Origin of the sequence: Janthinobacterium fluminis, assembly GCF_028595325.1 — a bacterium.
GTDB classification, from domain to species: domain Bacteria; phylum Pseudomonadota; class Gammaproteobacteria; order Burkholderiales; family Burkholderiaceae_D; genus Janthinobacterium; species Janthinobacterium fluminis.
Genome location: NZ_JAQQXR010000004.1, coordinates 1 through 18,240, shown reverse-complemented (window position 1 = coordinate 18,240; position 18,240 = coordinate 1). Strand labels below are relative to the sequence as shown.

The following is an 18,240-nucleotide window of genomic DNA, read 5'->3' as shown; positions in this document are numbered from 1 at the left end:
CCGGCTCAGGCGGCGTGCGGCGCGGCGCTGGCCAGATGCGCCGGGCGCAGCGGCGCGCCGCCCGGCGGCGTGCAGCAAAAGCGGTTCTTGCCGGCGCGCTTGGCCTCGTACAGCGCGCTGTCGGCCATCGAGATCAGCGCCTCGACGTTGTCGGCGTCGTCCGGATAGATGCTGATGCCGATGCTGGTCGACAGCGTCAGCGACAGATCGTTGATGAAGTAGGGTTCGGAGACGATTTCGACCAGCTTCGAGGCCGGTTCGCGGGCGTCGCCCAGGCCGGACAGGGCGCCCAGCACGATGACGAACTCGTCGCCGCCTATGCGCGCCACCGTGTCTTCCTTGCGGGAGGAGCCGACCAGGCGCTTGGCGACCATTTTCAGGATTTCGTCGCCGTAGGCGTGGCCGTAGGTGTCGTTGATGGCCTTGAAGCCGTCCAGGTCCAGGTACATGACGGCGGCCTTGCCGCGGTTGCGCTGGGCGTGCTGCAGCGAGGTGGCGATGCGGTCTTCCAGCAGGCGCCGGTTGGGCAGGCCCGTCAGCGGGTCGTGCAGCGCCAGTTCCTGCTGCTGCTTGCTGTACTGGGCCAGCTCCTTGTAGAGCAGGCGCACCTCCAGCATGTTGTGGATGCGCTTATGCACTTCCAGCAGGTCGAAGGGTTTGCTGATGAAGTCGCGCGCGCCGGCCTCCAGCGCGGCGATCTTGAAGCTCGGCTGGGCCGTCAGCGCCAGCACCGGCAGGTAGCCGCCCTGTTCGATCTCCTTGAGGCCCTTCATGACCTGGAAGCCGTTCAGCTCGGGCATTTGCAAATCGAGCAAGATCAAATCGTAGCAATGTTCGCGGTGCAGCGGGCACACCTGTTCCGGCCGCAGCGTCGCCGTGACGCTGGTGTAGCCGGCGTCGCGCAGGATTTCCAGCATCAGGTCGACATTGTCGGGCGAGTCGTCAACCACCAGAATCTTGGCTTTCAAAATCTCTTCTTGGCTCGGCATAGTGGTCTCGTCAATGCTGGATAGTCGACGCTGGCTGAGAGCGCTTAAAACGATGGTAGCCCCTCGCTGCGGCGTGAGGAGCGCGTCTTCAGGTTCGCCGCCGTCGATCTTGCCGGTAAGGGGTGAACCATGATGCTGGTGTATTTGTAGTGTAACAAAGCTTAGCGAAGTTGCTTGTAGGACAGTGCCGCGTCTCCGAGTAGGAAGAGCAAGCTGATTTTGTGACAAGACTGCGCCGTTGACCGTCCGCCGCGCCGATTCCGCGCTGCTTCATTATAGGACGAGTCCGGCGGGGACAGACCACGATTTCCAAGAAATCATTGCTTGGAAATCGTGGTCTGTCCCCGGCCGCAGACGCCGGCGACGGTGGCCGCCAGTTGCGCCGGTTCCACAGGCTTGGCGACGTGGGCCTGGAAGCCCAGGGCCAGCGCGCGCTGCCGGTCCTGCGAGCGGGCGAAGGCCGTCAGCGCCACGGCCGGCAGCGCGCCGCCGCGCTCGGCGCCGAGCGCGCGCACCATGCCGAGCAGGTCGAAGCCGTCCACGTCGGGCATGCCGATATCGCTGACCAGCACGTCGGGGCGCTCGTTGAGCAGCAGTTGCAGGGCCTGGGCCGCGTCGGCCGCCTGCAGCACCTCGGCGTTGCAGTCGCTGAGGATGCGTTCGATCAGCTCGCGGGCGTCGGCCTCGTCGTCGACGACCAGCACTTTCAGGCGCGCCAGGTCGGGCAGCGGCAGGTCGCCGGCCGCCGCGGCCGGCGCCGCCGAGTGGGGGCGCGCCGCCGGCCGCCCCGCCGCGTGCGCCGCCAGCGGCAGGCGCACCGTGAACGTCGCGCCGCAGCCTTCGCCGGCGCTGGCGACGGCGACGCTGCCGCCGTGCTGCTCGACGAGGTGCTTGACGATCGCCAATCCCAGGCCGAGGCCGCCGTGCTTGCGCGTGGTCGAGGCGTCGGCCTGGCGGAAGCGCTCGAACACGTGGGCCAGGAACTCGGCGCGGATGCCGATGCCGCTGTCGCGCATGGTGATTTCGGCGTGCCTGTCGGCCTGGCGCACGTCGATGCTGACGGTGCCGTCGCGCGGCGTGAACTTGAGCGCGTTCGACAGCAGGTTCCAGATCACCTGCTGCAGGCGGCTGGCGTCGCCGGCGATGGCGCCGACGCCGGCGGCGATCCGGCTGTCGAGGCGGATGTTCTTGGCGTCGGCGGCCGGGCGCAGCGCCTCGATGGCGGCGTCGATGATGGTGGCCGGCGCGATCGCCTGCATGTCCAGCTGCACCTTGCCGGAGGTGATGCGGCTCATGTCGAGCAGGTCTTCGATCAGCTGCGCCTGGGCGCGGGCGTTGCGTTCGATGCTTTGCAGGCCGCGCTGCTGGTCGGCCTGGTCGCGCGTGCCGCGGCGCAGCACCTGGGCCCAGCCGAGGATGGCCGAGAGCGGCGTGCGCAGCTCGTGCGACAGGGTGGCGAGGAATTCGTCCTTCATCTGGTTGGTGCGCTCGGCCTCGGTGCGGGCGCTGCGCTCGCTGTCGAGCAGCACCTTGCGCTCCTCGGCGGCGCGCTGGGCCGCCTCGTACATGCGGGCGTTGTCGATCGCCACGGCGGCCTGGGCGGCGATGCCGCCGACGATGCGCTCGGTGCGGGCGGTGAAGACGGCCGCTTCCGGGTGGCCGAAGAACAGGCCGCCGATGACGTCGCCCGAGCGCGCCACGACGGGCACGGCCAGGTAGCTGCGCACGGGCGCGGCGTCGGCGTAGCGCGGATCGGCCGCGACGTCGTCGGCGCGCAGGGCGCCGCCGCCTTGCCGCGCCGGGCCGAACAGGGCCTCGGCGTGGGCCGCCGCGAAGTGCCGGAACGCCGCGGCGCCGGCGCCGGCCAGCGTGCAGTGGGCCGGCGCGCCGGCGCCGTCGTCCCGGCTCAGGAAGACGCCGCAGTGCGCGCCGCTGAGGCGGGTGGTGGCGTCGGTGACTTCCTGCAGCAGCGCGCCCAGGTCGCGCGTGCTGGCCAGCGCCGTGCCGGTGCTGTTGAGCAGTTCCAGGATGGCGCTCTCGTCGCGCAGCGCCTCCTGGGCGCGCTTGACCTGGTCGACGTCGGTGCTGGTGCCGAACCAGCGCAGCAGCTTGCCGTCGCCGTCGCGGATCGGGTTGGCGCGCGTCAGGAACCAGCGGAACTGGCCGTCGGCGCCGCGTATCGGGAATTCCATTTCGAAGGGCTGGCCGCTGCGCAGCGACTGCTCCCAGCGCTGCTTCATCTGCGGCAGGCAGAGCGGGTCGTAGACGGCTTGCCAGCCGTTGCCGGCGTTCTGCCCGGCGCTGGTGCCGGTGTAGTCGTACCAGCGTTCGTTGTACCAGGTGACGGCGCCGTCGAACTGGGCGATCCAGGCCAGTTGCGGAATCGAGTTGGCCAGCGCGCGCAGCTCTTCCTCGCTCTGGCGCAGGGTGTCCTCGGCGGCCTTGCTGCGGGTGATGTCGCGCACCATGCCGGTCATGCCCTGCAGGCTGTCGTCGTCGCCGTAGTTGCCGTGGCCGACCACCGACAGCCAGCGCCGCTCGCCGCTGCGGCGCACGATGCGGCATTCGATCTGGTAGTCGGCGCGGCTGGCGAAGGCGCGCAGGAAGGCGCCGCGGGCGTCGGCGCGGTCGTCCTCGTCGATGCGCTCGCGCAGCGCGCGCCAGGTCACCGGCGTGGCGCCGGGCAGCTCGAACATCTCGGCGGCGCGCCGGCCCAGCGTGACCAGGTCGGTGGCGGCGTCCCAGCTCCAGTCGCCCAGCTTGCCGGCCGCCAGCGCCACCTGCAGGCGGTTGGCGCTCTCGCGCAGCGCCCGCTCGTCGGCCTTGCGCTGGGTGATGTCCTGCAAGTAGCTGGTCAGGCCGTCGCTGGACGGATAGGCGCGCACTTCCAGCCAGCGCTTGAGGGGCAGGTAGTACAGCTCGAAGCCGACGCTTTCCTGGCGTTCGAGCGCGTGGCGGTACTGGGCTTCGAGCACGGTGCCGCGCAGCTCGGGGAGTTGCTGCCACAGGTTGCCGCCGGGCAGGCAGGCGCCGCTCTTGCGCGCCGGGCGCAGCATGTCTTCGGCGCGCGCGTTGATGTAGCTGATGCGCCAGTCGCGGTCGACGACGAGGAAGCCGTCGGTGATGCTCTCAAGCAGCTTGCTCATCCGCTCGTCGGCCTGGCGCAGGGCTTCCCGGACTTCGGCCACTTCGTTGCTGGCCGACTGTTGCGCCAACAACACACCGGCGCCGGGGCCGGCCGTCTGGCGCAGCCGCGCGGATTCGTCGTGATCGTGTTTGGCCATCAGCGGCCCCGCGGGCGGCGGATGGCCGCGGCGGATAGGCGCGTCTGCGTGCGGCCAGGCTTTGTGGGAAGGATCATGATTGTCAGTCAAAGCCGTCATTGTTTGTCAGGGTGGCGGCGCGATGTGCGGAGCCCGCTTAACTATTTCATTGTAGTCCTATCCGGCCGAAACGATACGCACCGTTGCACGGACGTACTCACGGCGGCGGGGCGCCGGACGCCAGCTGCGCGCCGATGCGTTCGAGCGCGCCCTTGAGCAACTCCATGTCATACGGCTTCTGCAGGGCTGTGGCGGCAAATTCGACGTGGCGGGTCAGCGTGTCGCCGAAGCCGGAGGCGAAGATGATCTGCAGGCCGGGCTGGCCGCGCAGCGCCGCGCGCGCCAGGTCGACGCCGGACATGCCGGGCAGGCTGACGTCGGTGAACAAGACGTCGAAGCGGCCGGCGGCGAGGATGCCGGCCGCCTCTTCGCCGCCGCCGACGGCCTGCACCTGGTGGCCGAAGGCTTGCAGCATTTCGCAGACGAGGAATTGGGCGTCGAGGTTGTCCTCGACGACGAGGATGCGCAGCGCGCGCGGCGGGGCCGGCGGGGCGGCCGGCGCGGCCGCGGCGGCGAGGCAGCACAGCACGCCGCGCACGCGCGCCAGCTCGTCGCGGATCGGCGTGTAATACAGGTCCAGCGCCCGTTCGCTGGCGACGCCGTCGCGCCACAGTTGCAGGGTCTGGCCGCGGTAGTGGCCAGGCGCGCCGGCCCAGGCCGACTCCAGCGCGGCGGCGCTCCAGCTCCATTCGGCCGGCAGTATCGCCGGCACGCGCGCGCCGGGCGCGGCCATGTGTTGCGAGCCGAGCAGGGCGACATAGGCGTGGTTGTAGAGCATCACCTGTTCCGGCCCCCACATCAGCACCGACGCCAGCGGCGAATTGAGCATGATGTCCAGCGTCGCGCGCAGGCAGTGCGGCCATTCTGCGGGCTCGCCCAGGGCGGTGTGGGACCACGCGAAGCCGGACTTGGCCGCGGCGTCAATACTGTTGAATTGCATAGGGCTGTCGTTTCTTCCAAGAAAATATGGTGAATCCTACACGAAACATTGCCGCGCGACCCCGCGCACTGTTCAATATGCAACAGCATCGGCAATCCGGCGGGGGAGGGCGGGAGCGCGGGGCAAAAAAAAGCCCGCCAAGGAGGCGGGCTGAATCTATTTTCTTGGAGGAGAATAGAGGAGACAGGTGCATCATGCTGCGTTGCGGCATATAAAGCCAATTTATCTTGATGATAATAGAAATCGTTATGGTGAATAATGCGGCGGGCGCGCTTGTCTTTGCGTGGCAAATTTGCCATGATGCGCCACACCACCTTACTGATCCTTGCAAACCATGCCCACCATCATCAAACACCGCAAGGTGAGAATCGTCATGCTGGAAGCGGACGAGGCCATCGCCGGCCACTGCGGCGCCGGCGACATCGCCATCGTCGGCGACGCCGCCGGCTGGTGGACGCACTTCGTCGGCGAGGGCGGCGCCCTCGACAGTTATGACGCGCCGTTTCCGTCGCGCGAGGCGGCCTTGTGGGCCGCCAAGGCCGCCGCTGAATATGGCCTCGATTGAGGCCGCGCCAAATTGTTTTTCATTCACACTAGACAGGCGCCGGGCTAGTCCCTATAATCCTGCTTCTTTCGGGGGGCAAGCCCTCCGGTTCCAAGTGTCAGGGCCCTGAAAAGCGCTGATTGCGAGGGGCGAAAAGCGCAGGCTTTTCGGTTTGAAAAGCAGCGGATAGTGCGAGGCAGCATACGCAAAATCAGCTGGACGATTTAAAAATCGAACTTTTCAAAACGCACTGCATACGCTATAATGTTGCTTTCGCGGCTGTAGCTCAGTTGGATAGAGTACTTGGCTACGAACCAAGGGGTCGTGGGTTCAATTCCTGCCAGCCGCACCAGAATATCAGGAGCCAGATGCCGTTTATCTGGTTCCTCTTTTCTACCAGTAGTAAGCGTAGTAAGCGTAGTAAGTTTCGGTTTTGTTTCCCGGTTTGTCAGGGGAGCGGAATGGAAATGATAGTGTTGTAATGTTTTATTTTGCGGCTGTAGCTCAGTTGGATAGAGTACTTGGCTACGAACCAAGGGGTCGTGGGTTCAATTCCTGCCAGCCGCACCAGAATTTTAGGGGCCAGATTGAGAAATCTGGCCCCTTTCTTCGTTTGCGACGCCGCCCTTAAAACGGCTTATACGGCAAAAATTTACCGTCGAGCACAACGACGGCGCGGTAACTGCCATCCGCATCCTCCACTTTCTTCAATTCCACCTTGAAATCGATCGCGCTGATGATGCCGTCGCCGAATTGTTCATGCACCAGCGCCTTCAGCGTGCCGCCGTAGACCTGGATCATTTCATAAAAACGGTACATGGTCGGATCGGCCGGCGCGCCGGCGGCCGGGCTGCCGCGCATCGGTATCGTTTGCAGCAGCGCCACCGCCGCCGGCGCCAGGCCCAGGCGCGCGCCTATCATCTCGGCGGCGGCCGCCGGCAAGGGGTGCTGGCCGAGCAGGGCGGCGGTGACGAAGGTCGTGCTCAGTCCGGTGTCGGCCGCCAGTTGCCCCCAGCTCAGCTGGCGTTGCGCCTTGAGTTCGACGATCTCGGCGCCCAGCGCCTGGCGCGGCAACGGCGAAAATTGTGATTGCAGCATGCGCTTCCTTTCGATTGCGTGGGGGGGGGCATGCAGATCTGGCGGCGTGCTGTCTGTCATGGCGCAAGAAATTGCGTCTTTATCGGGGGTAGGGGCAGTGTGGCGCACGCGGCGCCTGCCGCGTGCGCCATTGCGCAGCCGAGCTGAGCTATATCAAACATTGCGCGGCTTGCTGTCGCGCCGCCGTCAATGTCAGAACGGCTGGGTCGGCAAATATTTGCCGTCGAAGGTGACGACGGCGCGCACGCCGCCGTCCGGGTCCGGCACTTTCTTGATGTCGAGCTTGAAATTGATGGCGCTGATGATGCCGTCGCCGAATTGTTCGTGCACCAGCGCCTTCAGCGTGGTGCCGTAGACCTGGATCATTTCATAGAAGCGGTAGATGGTCGGATCGCTCGGCACGCCGTTCGGCAAGCTGCCCCGCAGCGGCACCGATTGCAGCAGCGCCGCCTCGGCCTGGCCCAGGCCCAGGCAGGCGCAGACGGCGTGCGCGGCGTCGGGCGGCAGCGGGTGCTGGCCCAGCAGGGCGGCCGTGACGAAGGCGACGCTGAATGGCGTCGTGTCGCTGATCTCTTGCCAGGACAGGTTTTTTTGTGCTTTCGCGGCGATCAGCCGGGCCGTCAGGTGGTGGCGCGGCAGTTGTTCGAATTCGGATTGCAGCATGGTGTTTCCTTTGCGTGGGGTGGTGGTTCAGGCCTGCGCCAGCTCGGCTTTCGAGCGGGTGGCGCGGGCCAGGGGGAAATCGCCGAGGGGGCGGAAGCGCATCGTCGCGCCGTCGAGGGCGTCGACGGCGCCGCTGCCGATGTCGTAGAGCCAGCCGTGCAGGTCGAGCCGGCCCTGTTCCAGCGCCAGCGCCACGCTCGGGTGGGTCTTGATGTTGGCCAGTTGCGCCACGACGTTGTCGCGCGCCAGCGCCGCCAGGTGGGCGGCGGGCGAGGCGTGGCGGCGGGCGGCGTTGATGACCTTGGCCGACTCGGCGTGGCGCAGCCAGCTGGCGACGGCCGGCAAGTGCGCCAGGCACTGGCAGCTGGCAATGGCGGACATCGCGCCGCAGTCGGAGTGGCCGCAGATGACGATGTCGGTGACGCCCAGCACGGCGACGGCGTACTCGACGCTGGCCGACACGCCGCCCGGCTCGGCGCTGTAACTGGGCACGATGTTGCCGGCGTTGCGGATGACGAACAGGTCGCCCGGCTCGCGCTGGGTCAGCAGCTCCGGCACGACGCGGCTGTCGGAGCAGGCGATGAACAGCGCGCCGGGGTGCTGGCGGTGGGCCAGTTGCCGGAACAGCGAGGCGCGGCCGGGAAAGGCTTCGCGCTGGAACTTCATGCATCCTTCGATGATCGTTTTCATTGCGCACTTTCTTGCATCGGTGGGTGGTGCGGCCATGATGCCGCGCCGCAGCTATAGCGTCCAAGACTGGTTTACAATTGTTTCCATTGCTAATACTTATAGATGGCCACCCATGCTGCTGCGCCACATCAACTACCTGCTGGCCGTTGCCGAGCATGGCAACTTCACCCGCGCCGCCGAGGCGCTGCACGTGTCGCAGCCGACGCTGTCGCAGCAAATCCGCCAGCTGGAGGAGCAGCTTGGCGCCGTGCTGCTCGACCGCAGCGGGCGCGCCGTGCGCACCACCGCCGCCGGCGACGCCTACATCGTCTGCGCGCGGCGGGCGCTGCGCGACCTGGAGGCGGGGCGGCGCGCCATCCACGACGTGCAAGACCTGTCGCGCGGCACGCTGCGGCTGGCGTTCACGCCGACCTTCTCGTCCTATCTGGTGGGGCCGCTGGTGGAGCGCTTCGGCGCCAGCCATCCGGGCCTGACGCTGGCCGTCAGCGAAATGGCCCAGGAGCGCATGCAGGCGGCGCTGGCCGACGACCGCGTCGACCTCGGCATCGCCTTCGCCGGCGCGCCCGCCGACGACATCGATTGCCAGCCGCTGTTCCAGGAGCGCCTGGGCGCCGTGCTGGGGGCCGGCCATGCGCTGGCCGGCGCGGCCCGCTTGACGCCGTGGCAACTGCGGGACGAGCCGCTGGCGCTGCTGAGCGCCGACTTCGCCACGCGCATCCACATCGACGCCTATTTCCGCGAGCACGGCGTGGCGCCGCGCATCGCCATCGAAGCCAACTCCATCGGCGCCATCGTCGAGATCGCGCGGCGCGGCCGCGTCGCGACCATCCTGCCGCTCGCCATCGCCCGCGTTCACCCCGCGCTGCTGGCCGTGGCCCTGGAGCCGGCGCCGGCGCCGCGCATGGTGGCGCTGCTCGCGCGCAAGGGCGCCTACCGCAGCGCGGCTGCGCAAGCCTTCGCCGCGCTGGCGCACAGCCTGGCCGACGAGGCCGGCCGGGCGGCCCTGCTCGGCCTGGCGCCGCCCGTCGCGTGAAATGCGGATATTTCGTGGCGACGCTCTTGGCCATTCGCAAAAGCCCTGCTATAATCTTGTCTTTCGCGGCTGTAGCTCAGTTGGATAGAGTACTTGGCTACGAACCAAGGGGTCGTGGGTTCAATTCCTGCCAGCCGCACCAGAATATCGGGGACTAGATTGCAAAATCTAGTCCCCTTTTTCTATTTGGCGCGCCCCGGCGCGGCGTCTTTTCTATTGGCAATTGCGCGCAAATGGCCGATCATGGCTCGCACCATCGAAACGAGGAGCGTGCATGACGACTATTACCTGCATTGAAGACCTGCGCGTGCTGGCGCAACGGCGCGTGCCGCGCATGTTCTACGACTACGCCGACGCCGGTTCCTGGACGGAGTCGACCTACCGCGCCAACAGCGGCGATTTCGCGCCGATCAAATTCCGCCAGCGCGTCGCCGTCAACCTGGAAAACCGCAGCCTGGCCTCGACGATGGTGGGGCAGGCCGTGGCGATGCCGGTGGCGCTGGCGCCGACCGGCCTGACCGGCATGCAGCACGCCGACGGCGAAATCCTCGCGGCCCGCGCGGCCGAGCAGTTCGGCGTGCCGTTCACGCTGTCGACGATGAGCATCTGCTCGATCGAGGACGTGGCCGCGCACACGACGCAGCCGTTCTGGTTCCAGCTCTACGTGATGAAGGACCGCGCCTTCATCGAGCGCCTGATCGAGCGCGCCAAGGCGGCCGGCTGCTCGGCGCTGGTGCTCACGCTCGACCTGCAGGTGCTGGGCCAGCGCCACAAGGACTTGCGCAACGGCTTGTCGGCGCCGCCCAGGCTGACCGCCGCCAACCTGCTGAACATGGCCGGCAAGCCGCGCTGGTGCCTGGGCATGCTGGGCACCCGGCGCCGCGGCTTCGGCAACATCATCGGCCACGCCACCTCGGTGTCGGACATGTCCTCGCTGTCGGCCTGGACCCAGCAGCAGTTCGACCTGAGCCTGTCCTGGCACGACGTGGAATGGATCAAGCGGCGCTGGGGCGGCAAGCTGATCATCAAAGGCATCATGGACGCCGAAGACGCGCGCCTGGCCGCCGCCAGCGGCGCCGACGCGCTGATCGTCTCCAACCACGGCGGCCGCCAGCTCGACGGCGCGCAATCGTCGATCGGCGCGCTGCCGGCCATCGCCGCGGCCGTCGGCGGCCAGATCGAGGTGCACATGGATGGCGGCATCCGCTCCGGCCAGGACGTCATCAAGGCGCTGGCGCTGGGCGCGCGCGGCGTCTACATCGGCCGGCCCTTCCTGTACGGGCTGGGCGCGCTGGGGCAGGCCGGCGTGAGCAAATGCCTGGACATCATCCGCAACGAGCTCGACCTGACGATGGCCTTTTGCGGCCTGCGCGACGTGACGCGGGTCGATCACAACATCCTGCTGCCCGGCTCCTTCTGAGCGGGCGGCGCGGCGCTACTCCGTGACCACGCCCTGGGCCCGGCGGACGTTGTGCCCGGAAGGGTTCTTGTCGCCTTGCGCATGCAAGACGTACTCGGGCGAGTCGCGGAAGTCCGCGTAGCGGTGCCGCACGCCGGCGTCGCCGCGCTGGAACTGCGGATTCCTCGATTCGAGAAACTTGACGAAGGTGTCGAGCAGGGGGAATTGCGGATCGTCCTCCTCCATCCACAGGAACTGCCCCATTTCATTCACCTCAAGGAAGACGAATTCATCGTCCTCCGTGACCATGAAATCGAAGCAGCCGAAGACGATGCCGAGCCGTTCCATGAGCGCGATGCACTGGCCACGTATCTGCGCGGGCAGGACGAAGGGATCGGTGGCGATGGTCTGGCCGGCGGCGCCGGCGCGCCAATCCGTCGACGTCGAGGCATGCTCCTGCGACATCAGGCGGGCGGCGATGCATTCGTGCCCCATGATGGTGGCGCGCACCTCGTATTTTTTGCGTATGTGCTGTTGATAGATGCCGGGGCAGGCGGCGATGGATTTTTCCGCCGACAGGTGCTCCGCCCTGACGGGCGAGGTGTACGTCGAATAGTGTTTGCCTTCCCCTATCCAGGTCGAAAAATTGAAGGGCTTGAAAATGACGGCGCCGTTTTCGGCGTCGAAAAAATTCTGCACCGCCTGCGGGTCGTTCGATATCAGGGTGCGCGGGATGTTCAGGCCGATCTGCCGGGCGTATTGCAGTTGCAGCGCCTTGCTCTTGCTTTGCTGATTGCCAAGAATCGGGTTGGCGAAGAACGCCTTCGCGGAAATAAAATGCGGAATGGCCGTGATGAACGAGATCCATTCCCGGTCCGCCAGCTCCCGGTCGGCGGCGTGCAGGTCGTCCGGCAACTGGGCCCGGCCGATGCGGTGCAGCCAGACCACGTCGAATTGGTCGAGCCCGGCGTGCAGCTTGCCCTGGTGCTTGAAATGCAGCGAGCAGGCGGTGTTGTCAATGCTGATCGATGCGCTTAAATACGCGCAAAAATCGTTGAATGAAAGTAGTACCACCTCATGCCCGTTGCGCCGCAGCGCCCAGGCCACGGATTCCGGATGGGCATCGTGGGGGTAGGAAATGATGAGGAATTTCAGCATGGATCGGGCTTACGGCGGTGTCCGCGTGGGACGGGGAGGGCGGCGCCACACCCCGAAAATGCTGCCATCTTCGGGGTGTGGACTGGCATTACTTGGCGATCGAATTAATTGTCGTCGCGCATGCCAGAACCCAGCTCACCAGGCTGGGCGCCGCTATTGGTGGTCAACGGGGCGAAGCGGCCGCCGGAGATTTGCTTCAGGTCGGCCGGGGCGATTTCATGCGCCACCAGGCGGCTGAAGATGCGGGTGGTTTCGTTGCTGTTGCTGCTCTTGTCTTTGCTATTTTTCACAATTCATCCGTTTTCAGTGTGGTTTAAAAATATACATTCTGTGGGAATGCTCTTCAAACGACACGGGGCTGCTTGCGCGCCAAACTGGCCATCGCCGGCAAACCCGCGTTCCAACATACTGCAATTGCTATTTGCTCAATTAAGTAAAGAGCAAATTTAGTATAGCGCAACATATAGGCTTTTTTCAACAACATTGCACGGGATTGAAACCGGCAAACAGACCGAGCTTGTCGACCCCTTGCATGGGTGCGCCGCCGCGCCGCTTTTAGGCGACGACGTTGCGCGGCCGGCCGGCGGCGAAGGCTTCGACGTTGTCGATCAGCTGGTCGGCCAGCGCCTGCATCGCCTGGCCGCTGGCCCAGGCCGTGTGCGGCGTCAGGATGAAATTGGGCAGGCGCAGGTTCAGCAGCACATTGTCGGCCGGCGGCGGTTCCTGGGCCAGCACGTCGAAGCCGGCGCCGCCGATGACGCCGTTCGTCAGCGCGGCGGCCAGCGCCGCCTCGTCGACGAGGCCGCCGCGCGCCGTGTTGATCAGCAGCGCAGACGGCCGCATGCGCGCCAGCTCGGCCGCGCCGATGATGTGGCGGGTCTGCGCGTTGAGGGGCGCGTGCAGGCTCAGCACGTCCGAGGTCGCCAGCAGCTCGTCCCACGAGACGGCCGTCACGTCCGGGTCGGCCAGCGGCGAGCGCGTGTGCGCCACCACCTCCATGCCGAAGGCGCGCCCCAGCTTCGCCACCGACTTGCCCAGCGCGCCGTAGCCGAGCAGGCCGAGGCGGCTGCCGTGCAGGTCGCGGATCGGGTGGTTCAGCAGGCAGAAGCGCGCCGAGCGCTGCCACAGTCCGGCCTCGACGTCGGCGCGGTAGTCGAGCAGCTTGCGGCGCAGCGCCAGCATCAGCGCCATGCAGTGCTCCGGCACGCTGGCGACGGCGTAGTCGCGCACATTGCTGACGACGATGCCGCGGGAGCGGCAGGCCGCCAGGTCGATGGCGTCGGTGCCCGTGGCGGCGACGGCGATCATGCGCAGCGCCGGCAGTTGCGCCAGCTCGGCCGCGCGCAGCGGCACCTTGTTGCTGATGGCGATGCTGGCGCCGGCCAGGCGGGCGACGACGTCCGCCGCCGCCGTGCCGGGATAGTCGCGCCAGGTGTGGGGACAGCGGGGCGGGCGCAGCGTGGCGATGACGCTGTCGCGGTCGAGGAAGACGATGTCGTGCGGTGTGTTCATCAGATGGCGACCTGTAGCGGTGTCGGGCGTGGCGGCGCGTTCTTGAGCCGCAAGCCCGGATGGTTGGAAAATACTTCGGCGATCCACTCGACGAAGACGCGTACCTTGGCCGACAGGTGGCGGTTTTGCGGATACACGACATGCACGGGAAACGGGTCCGTGGTCCAGTCGTCGAGCAGGGTTTCGAGGCGGCCGTCGGCGACATAGGGCAGCACGGTGAAGTTCAGCATCTGCATGATGCCGAGGCCGGCCAGGCCGGCGGCCATGTAGGTGTTGGCGTCGTTGAGCGCGATCTGCCCCGGCAGCGGCATTTGCAGGCGCTCGCCGGCGCGCGTGAAGTCCCATTCGTGGGTCTTGCCCGTCTTGGACGAGAAATAGTTGACGCAGCGGTGCTGCAGCAACTCGTTGGGGTGCTGCGGCCGGCCGTGCTTGTTCAGGTAGGACGGCGCCGCGCAGGTGGTGAAGTGGACGATGCCGACGCGCCGCGCGATCAGCGCCGAGTCGCTCAGATGGCCGCCGCGCACGGCGCAGTCGACGCCTTCCTCGATCAAGTCGACGGGGCGGTCGCTGCAGCCGAGGTCGAGGGTGATGTCCGGGTAGCGGGCGAAAAAATCGGGCAGGGCGGGGACGATGACCTCGCCCGCGATGCCGGTGGGGGCCTCGACGCGCAGGCGCCCGGCCGGACTCAGGCGGGTGCGCGACAGCGACTCCTCGGCCTCGCGCACGTCGGCCAGGATGCGCAGGCAGCGCTCGTAATAGGCGGCGCCGTCGGCCGTGATGCTGACCTGGCGCGTGGTCCGGTGCAGCAGCTTGACGGCCAGCGCCCCCTCCAGCGCCTGGATCATCGTCGAGACGCTGGCCTTGGGCAGTTGCATGTTTTCCGCCGCCCGCGTGAAGCCGCCGGCGTCGACGACTTGCACGAAAACTTCCATCGCTTGCAGTTTATTCATTTACTTTTCCCATTGTTCGGATTCCTGAACAATCAATTCGACATTGCACTATTTATCAGATTGTAGTTCAAGTCTATAGTTGCTGTACTGCAGCATGAAATGCAGGTGTCGTCAGCAGTTATCGGGAGAATGTCATGGGTCATCGGGATGGAATCTTTGCAGTTGTCGCTCTTGCCTTGAGCTCGCTTGCTTTGGCCGGAATGTTGCACACCGATGCCTACTCGATGGCGGCGCAGGCGGAGGCCAGCGGCTATGACGCGCTGGTGTCGGAAGTGTCGAACGGCGCCTCGCTGCTGTGCGCGAACGAGGTGCCGGCGCCGCAAGACGGCAAGGCGATCGCCCAATGAACGCCGTGGCGTCCGACGCGCAACTGACCATCCGCGACATCGAGGTGCGCGGCGCGCAGGACGCCCAGGCGGCGCGGGTGTACACGGCCGGCGCGCCCGGCGCCAAGCGCGACAGTTTGATCGTGTTCTTCCACGGCGGCGGCTTCGTCGGCGGCGACCTGGAAGACGCCGACGATTTCCTGCGCTGTCTGGTGCTGGGCAACCCGCAACATATCGTGCTGGCGACCAATTACACGCTGGCGACCGTGCGGCCGTTTCCCGCCGCCGTGGAGGACGCCCACGCGGTGCTGCTGTGGGCGAAGAAGAACAAGACCAAGCTGGGCTGGACCGGCAAACGCCTGATCGTCTCCGGCATCGAGGCCGGCGCCAATCTGGCGGCCGTGTGTACGCTGATGTCGCGCGACCGCGGCGGGCCGGCCCTGTTCGGGCAGATTTTGATCATGCCGATGCTCGATCCCGGCCTGAGCAGTTGTTCGATGCGGGCCTTGCCGTCCTGTCCGGACATGTTGGAGGTTGCCGACGAGTGCGCGGCCGGTTACCGCGGCTATCTGCCGAACGCCTCGGACCGCACCCACCCTTACGCCTCGCCGCTGCAATCGAGCCGTTTGAAGAATTTGCCGCCGGCACTGATCATGTCGGCCGAAGACGACCCGCTGCGCGACGAAGCGGAGCAGTACGCCGCCAAGCTGAGCGGCTGTGGCATCCAGACCACGCTGGTGCGCATGCCGCCGGCGCCCTTGCAGGAACCGGGCGGCCGCAATGAATGCGCCTGCCGGGCGCGCGCCCTCAGCGAGATCGGCGACTTCATTGTCGCGCTGGAGCAGGGCGCTCCAGGTTGAGCGGGAATAAGCGCTTCAGCGTATTTACACTAGTTAGTTTACTTCTTAAGTAGCAAGCACTACACTGTGTAGTGTATTTTTACCCCCGTCGCTGTTCTTGCGCGTGATGGCGCTCGCTCCGAAAACTTGTTTCAAGCCGGATGGCATCTGCTCGCCTCAACCATTATAAATTTTCATATAAAAAGGGATTAAGATGAAAAACGTTAAACAACTGACCACGCTGGCACGGCCGCTCGCCGCTGCGCTGGCATTGGCGGGGCTGGCCGCCTTCGGTCTGTCGGCTTGCGATTCGGCCAACAGCAAGACGCAGGAAGCGCCGGCCGCCGGCGGTCCGCCGATCTCGGCCGCCGCCGTGCTGGAAAAACCGATCACGGAAACCCAGGAATTCTCGGGCCGCCTGGAAGCGGTCGAGCGCGTCGACATCCGCTCGCGCGTGGGCGGCTTCATCACGGCCGTCAACTTCAAGCCGGGCAGCGAAGTCAAGAAAGGCCAGGTCCTGTTCGTCATCGATCCGCGCCCCTTCCAGGCTGAAGTGAGCCGCGCCGAGGGCGCCGCCGCCTCGGCCCGCGCCAAGGCCGACCTGGCCCGCCTGGAACTGGCCCGCGCCGAAAAGCTGCTGGCCGAAAAAGCCATTCCGCAGCGCGAGCTCGACGAAAAGGCGGCCGGCTTGAAGGAGCTGGACGCCAACGCCCGCGCCGCCCAGGCTTCGTTCGAGGCGGCCCGCCTGAACCTCAGCTACACCCAGGTGCATGCGCCCATCGACGGCCGCGTCGGCAAGGCTGAAATCACCGTCGGCAACCTGATCGATGGCGCGGCTATCCTCACCTCGGTGGTGTCGACCGAGCGCATCTACGCCAGCTTCGACGGCGACGAAGACACTTATCTGCGCGTCGGCGCGCTGGCGCACAAGGGCGCGGCCGTCACCGTCAAGGTCGGCCTGGCCAACGAAACCGGCTTCCCGCACGAGGGCAAGCTGGAGTTCGTCGACAACCAGCTCGACCCGCGCACCGGCAGCGTGCGCATGCGCGCCACCTTCGCCAACGCCGACAATGTGCTGGTGCCCGGCCTGTTCGCCCGCGTCCAGCTGAACGCCGGCAACGGCGGCAAGGAGCAGACCCGCGCGCTGCTGATCAACGACCGCGCCGTCGGCACCGACCAGAATCGCAAGTTCGTCTTCGTCGTCGGCGCCGACAGCAAGGCCGAATACCGCCCGGTCAAGCTGGGCCCGACGGTGGACGGCTTGCGCGTGGTGCGCGAAGGCTTGAAGGCGGGCGAGAAGATCGTCGTGCACGGCCTGCAGCGCGTGCGCCCCGGCGCCCCGGTGACGCCGCAGACGGTGGCGATGGACTTCGACCCGTCCGCCCCGGTCGTCACCCCCGACACAAAACAGGCGGCGAAAACCGAGGCGAAAGACGCCAAGGTCGCGGCTAAAGCAGCAACGACTGCCAAGGAATAATCACTATGAATTTTTCACGCTTCTTTGTCGACAAGCCGATCTTCGCGGCGGTTTTGTCGATCATCATTTTCGTCGCCGGCCTGCTCTCGATCTTCAAGCTGCCCGTGTCGGAATATCCGGACGTGGTGCCGCCGTCGGTGGTGGTGCGCGCCCAGTATCCGGGCGCGAACCCGAAAGTGATCGCCGAAACGGTGGCCGCGCCGCTCGAAGAGCAGATCAACGGCGTCGAGAACATGCTCTACATGTCCTCGCAAAACACCTCGGACGGCGCGCTGGCGCTGACCGTCACCTTCAAGATCGGCACCAACGTCGAGCAGGCTGAAACGCAGGTGCAAAACCGCGTCCAGCGCGCCCTGCCGCGCCTTCCCGAAGAGGTGCGCCAGATCGGCGTGACGACCGTCAAGAGTTCGCCGAACCTGACGATGGTGGTGCATCTGACCTCGCCGGACGGCCGCTACGACGACCTGTACCTGCGCAACTACGCGGTGCTGAACGTGAAAGACCAGCTGGCCCGCATTCCCGGCATGGGCGAAGCCAATATCTTCGGCTCCGGCGACTATGCGATGCGCGTCTGGCTCGATCCGCAGAAGGTGGCGGGCCGCGGCCTGACCGCCGGCGACGTCGTCAGCGCCATCCGCGAGCAGAACGTGCAGGTCGCCGCCGGCGTGATCGGCGAGTCGCCGGCCAAGGGCAGCCAGTTCCAGCTGACCGTCAACACCCAGGGGCGCCTGCAATCGGTCGAGGAATTCGGCGACATCATCGTCCGCACCAACGTCGACGGCGCGCTGACGCGGCTGAAGGATGTGGCGCGCATCGAGATGGGCTCGAACTCCTACTCGCTGCGTTCGCTGCTGAACAATAAGTCCGCGATCGGCATCGGTATTTTCGAGACGCCCAACGCCAACGCGCTGCAATTGTCGACCAACGTGCGCGCCAAGATGGAAGAGCTGAAAAAGGACTTCCCGCAGGGCCTGGACTACAGCGTCGTGTACGACCCGACCCAGTTCGTCAGCGAATCGATCAGCGCCGTCATCCACACGCTGCTCGAAGCCGTCGCCCTGGTGGTGCTGGTGGTGATCGTCTTCCTGCAAACCTGGCGCGCCTCCATCATTCCGTTGCTGGCGGTGCCGGTGTCGGTCATCGGCACCTTTGCGGTGATGCTCGGCTTCGGCTTCTCGATCAACACGCTGTCGCTGTTCGGCCTCGTGCTGGCCATCGGCATCGTCGTCGATGACGCCA

Annotated in this window: 17 protein-coding genes and 3 tRNA genes; 10 read left to right on the top strand and 10 right to left on the bottom strand. The window is 66.3% G+C overall.

Annotated elements, in window-relative coordinates; translation table 11 throughout:
• Positions 1–5: 5 nt before the first annotated feature.
• The 3 genes from OIK44_RS11310 to OIK44_RS11300 form a co-directional block, all read right to left on the bottom strand.
• A complete protein-coding gene (locus tag OIK44_RS11310) occupies positions 6–989 on the bottom strand; it encodes a GGDEF domain-containing response regulator (RefSeq protein ID WP_273670858.1) in 984 nt (327 codons plus the stop codon).
• Positions 990–1,306: 317 nt separating this feature from the next.
• On the bottom strand, positions 1,307–4,273 hold the full coding sequence (locus OIK44_RS11305; RefSeq protein ID WP_273670857.1) for an ATP-binding protein: 2,967 nt from the start codon (positions 4,271–4,273) through the stop codon (positions 1,307–1,309).
• A gap of 196 nt (positions 4,274–4,469) precedes the next feature.
• A complete protein-coding gene (locus OIK44_RS11300) occupies positions 4,470–5,312 on the bottom strand; it encodes a response regulator (protein ID WP_273670856.1) in 843 nt (280 codons plus the stop codon).
• Between the two features lie 334 nt (positions 5,313–5,646).
• On the opposite strand from OIK44_RS11300, the gene OIK44_RS11295 reads away from it, so the two are divergent.
• The 3 genes from OIK44_RS11295 (at position 5,647) to OIK44_RS11285 (ending at position 6,426) form a co-directional block, all read left to right on the top strand.
• Positions 5,647–5,877 (top strand): hypothetical protein, encoded by a 231-nt coding sequence (locus OIK44_RS11295; RefSeq protein ID WP_273670855.1) that lies wholly within the window; start codon positions 5,647–5,649, stop codon positions 5,875–5,877.
• Between the two features lie 254 nt (positions 5,878–6,131).
• A tRNA-Arg gene (locus OIK44_RS11290) sits at positions 6,132–6,208 on the top strand.
• A 141-nt stretch (positions 6,209–6,349) separates the two neighbouring features.
• Positions 6,350–6,426, top strand: a tRNA-Arg gene (locus OIK44_RS11285).
• Positions 6,427–6,483: 57 nt separating this feature from the next.
• On the opposite strand, the gene cynS (OIK44_RS11280) is transcribed toward OIK44_RS11285, so the two are convergent.
• The 3 genes from cynS (OIK44_RS11280) to OIK44_RS11270 all read right to left on the bottom strand — a co-directional run bounded on the left by cynS (OIK44_RS11280) (position 6,484) and on the right by OIK44_RS11270 (position 8,307).
• The gene (gene cynS, locus OIK44_RS11280; protein ID WP_273670854.1) at positions 6,484–6,954 is read right to left on the bottom strand and encodes a cyanase; all 471 of its coding nucleotides are present in this window, start codon (positions 6,952–6,954) and stop codon (positions 6,484–6,486) included.
• 192 nt (positions 6,955–7,146) lie between these two features.
• Positions 7,147–7,617: a cyanase gene (gene cynS, locus OIK44_RS11275; protein ID WP_273670853.1), complete on the bottom strand. Its 471-nt coding sequence runs from the start codon at positions 7,615–7,617 to the stop codon at positions 7,147–7,149.
• Between the two features lie 27 nt (positions 7,618–7,644).
• Positions 7,645–8,307, bottom strand: a complete 663-nt coding sequence (locus OIK44_RS11270) for a carbonic anhydrase (RefSeq protein ID WP_273670852.1) — start codon at positions 8,305–8,307, stop codon at positions 7,645–7,647.
• A 112-nt stretch (positions 8,308–8,419) separates the two neighbouring features.
• On the opposite strand from OIK44_RS11270, the gene cynR reads away from it, so the two are divergent.
• From cynR to OIK44_RS11255, 3 genes are all read left to right on the top strand, one after another.
• Positions 8,420–9,340, top strand: coding sequence for a transcriptional regulator CynR (gene cynR, locus OIK44_RS11265; RefSeq protein WP_273670851.1), 921 nt, complete (start codon positions 8,420–8,422; stop codon positions 9,338–9,340).
• A 65-nt stretch (positions 9,341–9,405) separates the two neighbouring features.
• A tRNA-Arg gene (locus OIK44_RS11260) sits at positions 9,406–9,482 on the top strand.
• Between the two features lie 132 nt (positions 9,483–9,614).
• A complete protein-coding gene (locus OIK44_RS11255) occupies positions 9,615–10,760 on the top strand; it encodes an alpha-hydroxy acid oxidase (protein ID WP_273670850.1) in 1,146 nt (381 codons plus the stop codon).
• A 15-nt stretch (positions 10,761–10,775) separates the two neighbouring features.
• Here OIK44_RS11255 and OIK44_RS11250 read toward each other — a convergent pair whose 3' ends face one another.
• The 4 genes from OIK44_RS11250 to OIK44_RS11235 form a co-directional block, all read right to left on the bottom strand.
• Positions 10,776–11,897: an MvdC/MvdD family ATP grasp protein gene (locus OIK44_RS11250; protein ID WP_273670849.1), complete on the bottom strand. Its 1,122-nt coding sequence runs from the start codon at positions 11,895–11,897 to the stop codon at positions 10,776–10,778.
• A gap of 104 nt (positions 11,898–12,001) precedes the next feature.
• On the bottom strand, positions 12,002–12,187 hold the full coding sequence (locus tag OIK44_RS11245) for a hypothetical protein (protein WP_273670848.1): 186 nt from the start codon (positions 12,185–12,187) through the stop codon (positions 12,002–12,004).
• Positions 12,188–12,452: 265 nt separating this feature from the next.
• Complete coding sequence (locus tag OIK44_RS11240; protein ID WP_273670847.1) at positions 12,453–13,409, bottom strand: D-2-hydroxyacid dehydrogenase; 957 nt, start codon at positions 13,407–13,409, stop codon at positions 12,453–12,455.
• Entirely contained in the window at positions 13,409–14,359 is a 951-nt protein-coding gene (locus OIK44_RS11235; RefSeq protein ID WP_273670846.1) for a LysR family transcriptional regulator, read from the bottom strand. Before OIK44_RS11235 ends, OIK44_RS11240 begins: the two co-directional genes overlap by 1 nt.
• Before the next feature lie 200 nt (positions 14,360–14,559).
• On the opposite strand from OIK44_RS11235, the gene OIK44_RS11230 reads away from it, so the two are divergent.
• From OIK44_RS11230 to OIK44_RS11215, 4 genes are all read left to right on the top strand, one after another.
• Positions 14,560–14,706 carry a hypothetical protein gene (locus OIK44_RS11230; protein WP_273670845.1) on the top strand — a complete coding sequence of 49 codons (147 nt, stop codon included), beginning with the start codon at positions 14,560–14,562 and terminating at the stop codon, positions 14,704–14,706.
• Positions 14,703–15,545, top strand: coding sequence for an alpha/beta hydrolase (locus OIK44_RS11225; protein WP_273670844.1), 843 nt, complete (start codon positions 14,703–14,705; stop codon positions 15,543–15,545). Before OIK44_RS11230 ends, OIK44_RS11225 begins: the two co-directional genes overlap by 4 nt.
• A 193-nt stretch (positions 15,546–15,738) precedes the next feature.
• Complete coding sequence (locus tag OIK44_RS11220) at positions 15,739–17,001, top strand: efflux RND transporter periplasmic adaptor subunit (RefSeq protein WP_273670843.1); 1,263 nt, start codon at positions 15,739–15,741, stop codon at positions 16,999–17,001.
• Positions 17,002–17,006: 5 nt separating this feature from the next.
• Positions 17,007–18,240, top strand: a 1,234-nt coding sequence (locus OIK44_RS11215) for an efflux RND transporter permease subunit (RefSeq protein WP_273670842.1), incomplete at its 3' end; no start/stop codon positions are given.